Source organism: Pseudarthrobacter woesei, from assembly GCF_055412745.1.
This window is the reverse complement of sequence record NZ_JBVAYU010000002.1, coordinates 72881-84945: the sequence shown is the minus strand read 5'-3', so window position 1 is coordinate 84945 and position 12065 is coordinate 72881. Positions and strand designations below refer to the sequence as shown.

Annotated in this window: 8 protein-coding genes; 7 read left to right on the top strand and 1 reads right to left on the bottom strand. The window is 66.5% G+C overall.

Features of this window, described 5'->3' with window-relative positions; genetic code table 11:
* Positions 1-85: 85 nt before the first annotated feature.
* Positions 86-1054 (bottom strand): DUF389 domain-containing protein, encoded by a 969-nt coding sequence (locus ACZYZE_RS03410; RefSeq protein WP_463906247.1) that lies wholly within the window; start codon positions 1052-1054, stop codon positions 86-88.
* Positions 1055-1218: 164 nt separating this feature from the next.
* On the opposite strand from ACZYZE_RS03410, the gene ACZYZE_RS03405 reads away from it, so the two are divergent.
* The 7 genes from ACZYZE_RS03405 (at position 1219) to ACZYZE_RS03375 (ending at position 12060) form a co-directional block, all read left to right on the top strand.
* A complete protein-coding gene (locus tag ACZYZE_RS03405) occupies positions 1219-3282 on the top strand; it encodes an acyltransferase family protein (RefSeq protein ID WP_459317092.1) in 2064 nt (687 codons plus the stop codon).
* Between the two features lie 180 nt (positions 3283-3462).
* Positions 3463-4974 (top strand): IMP dehydrogenase, encoded by a 1512-nt coding sequence (gene guaB, locus ACZYZE_RS03400; protein WP_459317051.1) that lies wholly within the window; start codon positions 3463-3465, stop codon positions 4972-4974.
* 197 nt (positions 4975-5171) lie between these two features.
* Positions 5172-6521 carry a hypothetical protein gene (locus ACZYZE_RS03395; RefSeq protein ID WP_463906245.1) on the top strand — a complete coding sequence of 450 codons (1350 nt, stop codon included), beginning with the start codon at positions 5172-5174 and terminating at the stop codon, positions 6519-6521.
* A gap of 20 nt (positions 6522-6541) precedes the next feature.
* Positions 6542-7033, top strand: a complete 492-nt coding sequence (locus ACZYZE_RS03390) for a hypothetical protein (RefSeq protein WP_463906244.1) — start codon at positions 6542-6544, stop codon at positions 7031-7033.
* 40 nt (positions 7034-7073) lie between these two features.
* Positions 7074-8915 (top strand): ABC transporter ATP-binding protein, encoded by a 1842-nt coding sequence (locus tag ACZYZE_RS03385; protein WP_463906243.1) that lies wholly within the window; start codon positions 7074-7076, stop codon positions 8913-8915.
* Positions 8916-9097: 182 nt separating this feature from the next.
* Positions 9098-10234, top strand: coding sequence for a GuaB3 family IMP dehydrogenase-related protein (locus ACZYZE_RS03380; protein WP_463906241.1), 1137 nt, complete (start codon positions 9098-9100; stop codon positions 10232-10234).
* A 74-nt stretch (positions 10235-10308) separates the two neighbouring features.
* A complete protein-coding gene (locus ACZYZE_RS03375; RefSeq protein WP_463906239.1) occupies positions 10309-12060 on the top strand; it encodes a glycerol-3-phosphate dehydrogenase/oxidase in 1752 nt (583 codons plus the stop codon).
* Positions 12061-12065 lie beyond the last annotated feature (5 nt).

Genomic DNA, 12065 nt, shown 5'->3' with positions numbered 1-12065 from the left:
CGCCGCAGCTTCACCGGCACCATAGAAGAGGGGCCGGACCAGCATGAGCTGGTCCGGCCCCTCTTCCCGTGACAGGAGGCTGGCGTCAGCGCCCGGAGCGCAGGGCCTTCTGCCGGAGCCGCAGCGCGGCGTCCCCCGGAAGCCGCCTGGTAATCAGCCGGTAGAAGATCAGCACGGCAACAGCAGCCACCACGATTCCCACGAGATTCAGCCCCAGCTGGAGGACCGATCCGGCCGCCTTCTGGTACTCGCCCAGGACCAGCGCCACAGCCACGAAGCCGGCGGCCGGGACGGTCGTCACGGAAATGAACACGCCCACCAGGGCTGCGGACCGGCGGCTGATCACGGACAGCATTCCGGCGATCCCGGCCAGCACGGCAACGATCAGCGAATAGGGTCCCGGATGATAGATGAAATCGACGGCGGATCCCCGGTCGAGCACGTCGGCGGGAAAGAGACCGAGCGGCACGGACAGCCAGGCCGTGAGGGCGGCCGCGAGCATGGCCACGGGGAAGCCGACGCCGAGCGCCAGCGCCGCACCGCGTCCGAGCTTCCACTGCCGCCGCACGAGTGCCACCGCCAAGGCCGCAAGGGGGCCGAACTCCGGCCCCACCGCCATTGCCCCGACAATGGCGATGGTCGAATCCGTGACGATGCCGATGGCCGCCAACTGGGTCGCGAGGACAAGGAACGCCAGGTAACTCCAGGTGAGCCGCGAGTCGTCCCCTGCCTGCCGGGTCACCTCGTCCCAGATCACGGCATCGGCACCTTCGCCGGGGGCGGCTGCCACAGCCTGGTCCGCCCGGTCCGAGAGCACCAGTTCGGGCATGGTGACCGAGATCGAGCCGACTTCCTGGACGTTCAGGGCATGGAGTTTCTCCACCAGCCGTTCAACGGATTCGCGTGCGAGCAGGACCTGGATTACATCCCCCGGCGGAACAATGGAAGCACCGGTATGGCGCGCGATTTCGGCGACGCCGATCTCCCCGGAGCAGCAGTCGACCACAGCGGGGGACAACTTCTCCGGCACACAAATTCGCAGCTGCGCGATCACGATGCGGCCTCCTTCGACTCGTTACAGCGTAGCCGCCGGGCCGGCGGATACCCCGGCGCAGCCCGGCTCGCCAGCCCTTGCGATTGGCCAGACAAGTTACGGATCGGTAACATTGATGCTTTGGAATCCGGCCTGAAGGGTCTCGAGTGTCGAACGAGCGAACCATAGCCAGCCTGCCGGCAGCGGCGGCGGGTTCTCCGACGAGCCCAAAATCCAACTACCGGCCCGAGGTGCAGGGCCTCCGTGCCCTTGCCGTGCTCATGGTGGTCACCTACCATGTGTGGCTCGGCCGGGTCTCGGGCGGCGTCGACATTTTCCTTCTTGTTTCAGCTTTTCTGATGACGCTCAGCTTCACCCGCAAGGTGGAGAGCGGCAGGCCCCTGCGACTCGTGAGCCACTGGCTACACCTGCTCAAGCGGCTGCTGCCCGCCGTCGTGGTGGTCATCCTCGGTGTCCTGGCGGGCACCCGGGTGATTCTCCCCGAAAGCCGCTGGCCGGACGTGCTGGACCAGGCCTGGGCCTCCCTGCTGTACCGGCAGAACTGGCTCCTGGCGGACACCGCAGTCGACTACTACGCGCAGGACCATTCCGGGGCCAGCCCGCTGCAGCACTTCTGGTCGCTGTCCATCCAGGGCCAGGTGTTCCTGCTCTGGCCGCTCGTGTTTGCCGGCGTAGCCCTGCTGCGGAAGTTCCTGCGCCGCTGGACCCCTTTGAATGACAGGGTGAGCTACACGGCGCTCCTGGCCGGAGCGTTCGGTGCCATTTTCCTCGCGTCACTGGTCTATTCCATCGACCAGACCGCCAACAACCAGGCCTACGCGTACTTCGATACCCGCGCCCGGCTCTGGGAATTCGCGCTCGGCTCCCTGCTGGCCCTCGCCCTGCCCCACCTCAAGCCCGGCAGGCTGGTGCGGGTGGCGTTGGGCTGGATAGGCCTCGCCGCCATGCTTTCCTGCGGCATCCTCCTGACCGTGGACCGTTCCTTCCCCGGCTTCGCGGCGCTGTGGCCCACGCTGGCGGCCGCCGCCATCATCGTGGCCGGTCAGAGCGGCAGCCGCTTCGGCGTGGACCGTTTCCTGAGCTGGAAGCCGCTCGTAGCACTGGGCGACAACTCCTATGCGCTGTATCTGTGGCACTGGCCGCTGCTGGTGCTGGCCCTCGCCGGGATGGGGATCACCGCACCGAACCTGGTCCAGGGACTGGGTATTGTCGCCGCGTCCGTCCTGCTGGCCGTGCTGACCACCCGCTTCGTGGAGAAGCCGCTGCGCGACTGGCACTGGCCCCAGCGCCGCGCCTGGCGCACCGCCGTCGTTATCATGGCGTGCGGCGCCCTGCTGGGCGGCCCCGTGTCCGTGTGGCAGAGCAAATTGATGGCCGACGAGGCCGCCGCGGCATCGCAGCCGAAAGAACTGACCCCCGGAGCGGCGGCCCTGTCACCCGAAAACGCCGGGAAGCCGACGCCGGACGCGAAGATCATCCCCGCGCCCGTGGCGATGAAAAACGAGTGGGCGGACATTGACGGGCTGTGCGATGACACGAACGTTCCGGAGGACCCGCTGCTCGCGGGATGCCTGCAGAACAGCCGTCCGGAGAACGTCACCAAGCGGATCGTCGTGCTCGGCGACTCGCACGCCCAGCAGTACATGGCGGCGCTCGGCCCGATCGCCCGGAGCCATGGCTGGGAAGTCGTCGCGCTCCTTAAAGGTAACTGCCGCTTCGGCGGTGAGTCGCCGGACCGTGATGCCGAGTGCAACGCCTTCAATGCGGCCAGCGCCCGGTACGTCCTGGACCACAAGCCGGACGCGGTCTTCACCGTCGCCTCGCTGACCCGCAAGGACGCACCGTTCGAAACCGAGGTGCCACAGTACCTCGAGGGCATCAAGCCCATCACCGACGCCGGCATGGACGTCGTCGGCATCCGCGACAACCCGCGCTTCACCATTAATATGCCCGAATGCGTGCAGAAGAACGGCACCGGGGCCGGGAAGTGCAATATCCCGCTGCAGGAATCCCTTGCCGATTCCTCGCCCCTGGACGCGTACCGGGGGAGGGTTCCGCGGTTGCACCTGATGGACCTGAGCGACTTCATCTGCGCCGGCGGGACCTGCCCCGCCGTCGTCGGAAACGTGTATGTCTACAAGGACGACAACCATTTGACCAAGACCTATGTCCAGAGCATGATCCCGATGTTCGAACAGCGTCTGCTGGCGGCCACCGGCTGGACCTGACCCGGGCGGCCGGCGGCGCCCGTGCCTTTGCTCACATTACCGGGCCGGAATATGGGGATCGCCGCCAAGGTTCTAGTATTTATTCAACACTTCTGCACAGGCCATGCCCGTAATGACGGGCTGGTCATCTGCTGCAACCCCTACCCGTGAAACCCGGCAACCAAGGTAAGAGGCGCACTCATGACCCAGCCCGAACACGACCCCTTCGGCTTCATCGGCCTGACTTATGACGACGTCCTGCTCCTGCCGGGCCACACGAACGTCATTCCTTCCGAGGCGGACACCTCCTCCCGGATCTCCAAGCGCATCACGGTCCAGACACCGTTGCTGTCCGCTGCCATGGACACCGTCACCGAGTCCAGGATGGCCATTGCGATGGCCCGCCAGGGCGGTCTCGGCGTCGTGCACCGCAACCTCTCGATCGCCGAACAGGCGGACCAGATCGACCGGGTCAAGCGCAGCGAGTCCGGCATGATCACCAACCCGCTGACCATAGGCCCCGAGGCCACACTGGCCGAGCTGGATGAGATCTGCTCGCACTACCGGGTCTCCGGTCTGCCCGTCGTGGATGAGGGCATGAGGCTGCTGGGCATCGTCACGAACCGCGACACCCGCTTCGTGCCGGAGGCTGATTTCCCGATCCGACTCGTCAGCGACGTCATGACCAAGATGCCCCTCGTCACCGGGCACGTCGGCATCAGCCGTGAGGAAGCCTCGCACAAGCTGGCGACCAACAAGATTGAAAAGCTCCCGCTCGTCGATGAGCAGGGCCGGCTTAAGGGCCTCATCACCACCAAGGACTTCACCAAGGCCGAGCAGTACCCGCTGGCCACCAAGGACGAGGCGGGCCGGCTGCGTGTCGGTGCCGCCATCGGGTTCTTCGGTGACGGCTGGGAACGTGCCATGACCATGATCGACGCCGGCGTGGACGCCCTCTTCGTCGATACCGCCAACGGCCACTCGCAGGGTGTGCTGGACATGATCCGCCGGCTGAAGTCCGATCCCGCCGCCGCCCACGTGGACATCATCGGCGGCCAGGCCGCCACCCGCGAAGGCGCCCAGGCGCTCATCGACGCCGGTGCCGACGGCATCAAGGTCGGAGTGGGCCCGGGGTCGATCTGCACCACCCGCGTGGTGGCCGGCGTCGGTGTCCCGCAGATCACCGCCATCTACGAATCCGCCAAGGCGGCCATCCCCGCCGGCGTTCCGCTGATCGCCGACGGCGGCCTGCAGTACTCGGGCGACATCGGCAAGGCGCTGGTTGCCGGCGCGGACACCGTGATGCTTGGTTCCCTGCTGGCAGGCTGCGATGAGTCCCCGGGTGACCTGATCTTCGTCAACGGCAAGCAGTTCAAGCTCTACCGCGGCATGGGGTCCCTCGGTGCCATGCAGACCCGCGGCAAGAACACCTCCTACTCCAAGGACCGCTACTTCCAGGCTGACGTCTCCGGCGATGACAAGCTCATCCCGGAGGGCATCGAAGGCAGGGTGGCCTACCGCGGCCCGCTGGCCTCCGTGGCGTACCAGCTGGTCGGCGGCCTCCGCCAGACCATGTTCTACACCGGCGCTCCGACGATTCCGGAGCTCAAGGCCCGCGGTAAGTTCGTCCGCATCACGCCGGCCGGGTTGAAGGAATCCCACCCGCATGACATCCAGATGACGGTGGAGGCGCCGAACTACGGTTCGCGCTAGTCCCCACCCGCTCCCTAACCTCGCAAGCTCGGCCAGGGAACCCGGCGGGCGTGGCCCCACCGCAGGCACGGCGACAGGCAGGTCATGGGGATCTCTGCCCATGCCCTGCTTCCGTCTGTCCGCGGTACCCTCGAGGCTGATCTGCGGCCCGGGATTGACGGGTCCGCGACACCTTGGCCGACTGCACGGGGGATGGTATGGCTGCTGGATTTCAGGGGGCGGACACTGCCCAGCTCAGACGGCTCGGCGCGCAGATGGGCTCCTCCGGCCGGATCCTGCTCTCGCAGCTGGGCGCCCTGGGCGCCGGCGTGGCGCAGGCGCCGTGGCCGGGACCCGACGCCGACAGGTTTCGGCATGACTGGCAGTCCAGCCACAGCCGGGAGCTGCGACGGGCCGCCGCCTTCCTGTCCGGCGCGGGCCAGGAACTGATCCGCAATGCGGAAGAGCAGGAGCTGGCCAGCCTGGCCGGCGGCTCCGGAACGGCACCGGCAGGACTCCCGGCGGCAGCGGCCACACCGCAACCTGCCGATCTGGAGGGCAAGACGCCGGCCCGGATCCGGGCCTGGTGGGACGGGCTGGCTGCAGGGCAACGGACGGCCTTCATCGCCCGGTACCCGGTCCTGGCAGGAAACACCAACGGCGTCCCGTTCGAGGACCGCATCCGCGCCAACGCCATCACCGCGCAGCACCGGATCGGCTGGCTCCGGACCTCAGATCCGGAGCCCAGCTTCAATCCGCTGATCATGGCCGTGGGGTATCCGCAGCTGTATGCCAGGGAACACGGTGCCTGGGCGGCACGGCAGTCCGGTGCCGCGTACCTGCAAAAGGTGGTGGACGGCAAGATCAAACTCGTGGCCTACGATCAGCAGCGCAGCTCCATTGTGGAAATGGTTGGCAACTACGACGCCGAGACCACCACGGTCGTGACTTACGTGCCGGGGACCACCACCAACGAGGGCTCGTTCTACGGCGGCGGACCGCAGCAGATATCCCGCTACCTGGTCACGGCGGATCACTCGGGTGGCACCGTGGCCCTGGTGTACAAAGGAAGCGAATTCCCGGACGGGCCGTTTGGGGAAGCCTTCCTCGACGAAGCCCGGAGCGAAGAGTTCGTCGCCGCGGCCGCCCCGGTACTTCGGGACTTCCAAAACGCGGTCGACCTCGAGAAACCGGCCGGTGCACGGACCATTGGCATTGGCCATAGCTGGGGTCTGCGGAACGTCACAGGGTCCGAGACTGCCGGAGCACACTATGACAAGGTGGTCGCGTTGTCGGGAGCCGCGATGCCCTCCGGATGGATAGCAGACCCTGGCACCCGGTACTCCAGCTACACGTATCCTGACATCCTGCTAACGGCGGAACTCAGCGGCGCCGTCGGAGACAACTACCCCATGAAGGAACCGGTCTTTGACAAGCACATCTACGCTCCACCCGGGGGAGTCACCTGGCGGGACGCCTACAGCATCCACAACCACAGCCTCATCGCAGCGACAACGGCGGACAACGAAATGGCATTACGGGAAATGCGTAAGGACCTCTATCGATGACCGGCACAAGGACCGGCGGCATGGCATGGCTTCGTGCCGCCGCGGTGATGGGCCTGGCTGTCGGCTTGGCATCGTGCGGATCAACGGGAGCGGGTAATCAAATGTCCAACATCACGCTGGAAGCTGCAAAAGGCAAGCTGCTTGACCTGCAGCACCAGATCATCGAAAGGGTCCCCAAGGATCTCGTCATCACCGTCGTTGAAAACGATAGGTCCACCCTGATGCAGTGCCCGGGGGACCAGAAGAAATGGACCGGGACCGGGCAAGTCGAGTTGCGGCCCGGACTGGACAGGACGAAGTTCCTCAACGACGTCCGGGACATGGTGGCCGGCCAGCCGGACTGGAAAATTGGCGGGGGCACCGACAAAGACGGCGCCCCCACCGTTGACCTTCTTCACAACGACGGGACCCACCTGATCGTGGGCATCTGGGACGGGCCGGAAAGCCTCCAGATTGACGGCTTCAGCGCCTGCTTCGATTTCCCGGAGTACCAGTACGGGGAAGAGTACTAGCCGGTATTCACGGGTCTGCGCCCACAACTAGGCTGGAGGCATGTCCGAACTCGTGCCCGCGCGTGAACCGAAGCGCAAGCTGGCGCTGAGGCCCTACGCCCGGGCCGTCGCGCAGGTGCTGCGCGTGAGCTTCCGGGCCTCGCCCGCAGCCGTTGTGATGAAGGTCGCCGGCTCGCTCATCTCGGCGCTGCTGCCCCTGGTCACCACGTACTTCGCGGCCCTGACCACGACGGCGCTCGCGGCCGCATATTCGGGCGACGCCGCGGCCGGGCAGCAGGCGATCATCTACGTCATCATCACGGCCGCGCTGGGCCTCTTCTGGGGCGCCTTCAGCAGCGTGGACCGCTACATCCAGCAGCTCATGAGCTTCAAAGTGGGCGCGATAGTCGGCGACCTCATGTATGAACGGTTCCTCGCCCTCGAGTTCTGGCGCTACGACGACAAGGAAACGGTGGACCTGTACGACCGGGCCAAGCGCTTCTCCGATTCCTACGCCCGGGTCCTGGACCGGATCGCCGCCATCTTCACCCAGCTGGTCTCGGTGATCCTCGCGATCGGCGCGCTGCTGCTGGTCAGCTGGTGGATCGCCGTGATCGTCCTAGTAGCGATCGTGCCCAGCGTCTACCTGCAGTTCAAACTCTCCCGCGAACAGATCGCGCACTGGAACACCCAGATTGATTCCCGCCGCCAGCGGAGGATGATCGAAACCAACCTCCTGCGGCCCCAGCACATCGCCGAGATGCGCCTGTACGGAATAGTGGGGTACCTGATGGGGCTGCGCTCGCGGCTGCGGGACGCCGACGAGAAGCGCCGGCTGGATTTCCAGAAACGCTACATCCCCAAACAGCTCGCCGCCGACGCACTCCAATACGGCGCCGAGGTCGTGTCGCTGATCTGGGTCGTGGGCCAGATCATCGCCCGGGCGCAGCCGGTGGGACAGTTCCTGTACGTCCAGCAGATCGTCAGCCGCGCCCTCTCCACCGCCAACAGCCTTGTGTCCTCGCTCAGCTCCATCGACGAGGACCTCGCGAACCTCAAGGACTACGAGCTGTTTATGGCCCTGCCGGTGCGCGCCGACCACGCCCCGCCCCTGCTGCAGGCGCCCACGACCGTCGAGCTGCGGGACATCCGTTTCACCTACACCGGCAGCGAACTGGAGGTCATCAAAGGGATCTCCCTGACCATCCGCGAAGGCCAGCACATCGCCGTCGTCGGGGAGAACGGCGCCGGGAAGTCCACCCTCATCCGCATCCTCGCAGGACTCTACCGGCCGGATTCCGGGCAAGTCATGCTTGACGGCGTCGACCTCGCCGCCGTCGACGTCACCTCCTGGCACCGCCATCTGGCGGTGCTGAGCCAGGAGTTCCTCAAGTACGAGTTCGCCACCGCGGCGGAGAACATCTTCTTCGGCGACGTCGATTCGCCGCGGGACGATGAGCGGGTCCGCCACGCCGCCGCCGACGCCGAGGCCCTGGAGTTCATCAACAAGCTGCCCAACGGACTGGATAACCACGTCAGCAACTGGATGGAGGATCCGCGCGGACGGAAGGGCAGCGGGCTGTCCGGCGGGCAGTGGCAGCGCCTCGCGATGGCCCGGAATTTCTACCGGAACGCCTCGTTCATGGTGATGGACGAGCCGACCTCGGCCATCGATGCCCTCGCCGAGCACCGCATCTTCAGCAGGCTCTTCGCCGGCCGCAGCAGCACGATCATCGCCATCAGCCACCGGCTCGCGACGATCGAGAAGGCGGATATCGTCTACATGCTCGAGGACGGCAGGCTCGTGGAGCAGGGGACCCACAAGGAACTCGTCGCCCTGCGGGGCCGCTACTTCCGGATGTTCGAATCCCAGCTCACCGTGGATGAGGCCGAGGGCGCCTGAGCTGCCGGCCCGGATCCTCCATGGGATATGCCCTCCGTCCGCCGCGTCCAGTGGACATAGTGCCAATATGTCCAATCCCGGGCATGGGGAATGGGCATGTCCTCCCGGGAACGGAGGGCATGCCCATTCCTCGTGCCTCGATCGGCGCGGCCCAGCTGGCCGGGGTCAAGTAAAGTAGGGACGTGACTTACGAGATTGAGATTGGCCGTGGCAAGCGTGGGCGTCGTGCCTACTCCCTGGACGACATTGCGATCGTCCCCAACCGCCGGACGCGTGATCCCAAGGACGTATCCGTCGCCTGGCAGATCGACGCGTACAAGTTCGACATGCCGGTCATCGCCGCTCCCATGGATTCGGCCATGTCGCCGGAGACCGTCATCGCCCTGGGCCGCCTCGGCGGACTCGGCGTACTCGACCTCGAAGGGCTCTGGACCCGGTACGAGGACCCGCAGTCCGTCCTGGACCAGATCGGGGCGCTGCAGGACGAGACCAACAGCCCCGCCGTCACACGCCGCATGCAGGAGCTCTACCAGGCCCCGATCCAGCCGGAGCTGATCACCTCGCGCCTCGCCGAGATCCGGGCCGCCGGTGTCACCGTCGCCGGCTCCCTCACCCCGCAGCGGACCCAGGAACACTACAAGACCGTGCTTGCCGCCGGCGTCGACATCTTCGTGATCCGCGGCACCACCGTCTCCGCTGAACACGTCTCCAAGGACCACGAGCCGTTGAACCTCAAGCAGTTCATCTATGAACTCGACGTCCCCGTCATCGTCGGCGGGGCTGCCGGCTACACCCCGGCGCTGCACCTCATGCGCACCGGCGCAGCCGGGGTGCTGGTCGGCTTCGGCGGCGGAGCCACCACCACTACCCGGCGCGCCCTGGGGATCCATTCACCCATGGCCTCCTCAATTTCCGACGTCGCCGCGGCCCGCCGGGACTACATGGATGAATCAGGCGGTCGCTACGTCCACGTCATCGCCGACGGCGGTATGGGGTCCTCCGGCGACATCGTCAAGGCCATCGCCATGGGCGCCGACGCCGTGATGCTGGGCAGTGCCCTCGCCCGCGCCGAAGAGGCTCCGGGCAAGGGCTGGCACTGGGGCCAGGAAGCCCACCACCTTGAACTTCCCCGCGGCGACAGGGTTAACGTCGGCACCGTGGGACCACTCGAGGAAGTCCTGTTCGGGCCGGGCCACCACACTAACGGAACGTCCAACCTGATCGGTGCGCTGCGCCGTTCGATGGCGACCACCGGCTACTCGGACCTGAAGGAATTCCAGCGCGTCGACGTCGTCGTCTCGCCGTACGCCGGGAACTGAGCGACCCCTGCCCATCCCGAGCACTTGGAAGTAGTCTGGTGCCCTACGAGCTTTGATCCGGATGGAGGCGTGACATGAACAGTTTTCCCGGCGGTTCTCCCAAGGCCGGCGGTGCCTTGGGACCCGCGGAGCGCGAAGCTTCACTTGCGGTGCTCAAGGGCACCACGGCCCCGGGCAAGGAACTTGACATCCTGATTGTGGGCGGCGGCATCGTCGGCACCGGCGCCGCCCTCGACGCCGTCACACGCGGACTGAGCGTCGGCATCGTGGAGGCCAATGACTGGGCCGCGGGGACGTCCTCACGGTCGTCGAAGCTCATTCACGGCGGCCTCCGCTACCTGGAGATGCTTGACTTCGCCCTGGTCAAGGAAGCGCTGCATGAACGCGGACTCATTCTTTCTGTGCTCGCCCCGCACCTGGCCCGCCCGGTTCCGTTCCTGTACCCGCTGACCAGGCCGTTTCTCGAACGGCCCTATGTCGGTGCCGGCATCGCCCTCTACGACGCCATGTCGATCACCGGCGGGCACAGCCGCGGGGTCCCCTTCCACAAACACCTGAGCCGGCGGGGTACGCTGCGCGCAGCACCGAGCCTGAAGGACGACGCCTTCGTGGGGTCCATCCGCTACTACGACGGCCAGGTGGACGACGCCAAATACGTCGCCAACCTCGTCCGCACCGCGGCCCATTACGGGGCCCATGCGGTGAACCAGATGTCCGTGGTGGACTTCGTCCGGGAGGGCGAACGCGTCGTCGGCGCCAAAGTCGTCAACCACGAGGACGGTTCCACCTTCAACATCAAGGCCAAGCAGGTTATCAACGCCACCGGCGTCTGGACCGACGAAACCCAGGCCATGGTGACGGACCGCGGCCAGCTCAAGGTCCGCGCCTCCAAAGGCATCCACCTCGTGGTTCCCCGGGACCGCGTCCAATCGACCGTGGGGCTGATTCTGCGGACCGAGAAGTCCGTCCTCTTCGTCATCCCGTGGGGACGGCACTGGATCATCGGCACCACCGACACCGACTGGCACCTCGACAAGGCCCACCCGGCGGCATCGAGCAAGGACATCGACTACATCCTGGAGCACGTGAACAGGGTCCTCAAGCGACCGCTCACCCGCGAGGACGTCGAAGGGGTCTACGCCGGGCTGCGTCCGCTCCTGGCCGGCGAGAACGACTCCACGGCCAAACTCTCCCGCGAACACGTCGTCGCGCACCCCGTGCCCGGCCTCGTGGTGGTGGCCGGCGGCAAGTGGACCACCTACCGGGTCATGGCCAAGGACGCCGTCGACGAGGCGACCCGCAGCATGGACGAGCGTGTCCCGCCCAGCTGCACCGAATCCATCCCGCTGCTTGGCGCCAGTGGCTTCAAGGCCGCCTGGAACAAGCGCAACCGGATGGCGGAGGAGACCGGGGTGCACGTGGCGCGGATCGAGCACCTGCTCAACCGTTACGGCTCGATGGCTTCCGAGGTGCTGGCCCCCATCAGCGGGAACCCCGAACTGGCCGAACCGCTGCCCGGTGCCGACGACTACCTCGCCGCCGAGGCCGTGTACGCCGCCACGCACGAAGGCGCCCGCCATGTGCAGGACGTTTTGACCCGCCGCACCAGGATTTCGATCGAGGCCTGGGACCGCGGTGTGTCCGCAGCACCGGTAGTCGCTAAACTGTTGGGGGATGTCCTCGGCTGGAGCGATGCGCAGCGCGAGGGCGAAATCAAGCATTACCTGGCCCGGGTCGACGCCGAAAGGCTCAGCCAGGAGCAGCCGGATGATGAATCTGCCGACGCCGCACGAATGGGTGTCGAGGACATCGTTCCGCTGCGCTGACGGGC

What these genes read in the sequence shown, in the direction of transcription:
- ACZYZE_RS03385 (WP_463906243.1), top strand. Translation starts at nt 7,074, where the DNA reads ATGTCCGAACTCGTGCCCGCGCGTGAACCGAAGCGCAAGCTGGCGCTG.
- ACZYZE_RS03395 (WP_463906245.1), top strand. Translation starts at nt 5,172, where the DNA reads ATGGCTGCTGGATTTCAGGGGGCGGACACTGCCCAGCTCAGACGGCTC.
- ACZYZE_RS03375 (WP_463906239.1), top strand. Translation starts at nt 10,309, where the DNA reads ATGAACAGTTTTCCCGGCGGTTCTCCCAAGGCCGGCGGTGCCTTGGGA.
- ACZYZE_RS03390 (WP_463906244.1), top strand. Translation starts at nt 6,542, where the DNA reads ATGGCATGGCTTCGTGCCGCCGCGGTGATGGGCCTGGCTGTCGGCTTG.
- guaB (WP_459317051.1), top strand. Translation starts at nt 3,463, where the DNA reads ATGACCCAGCCCGAACACGACCCCTTCGGCTTCATCGGCCTGACTTAT.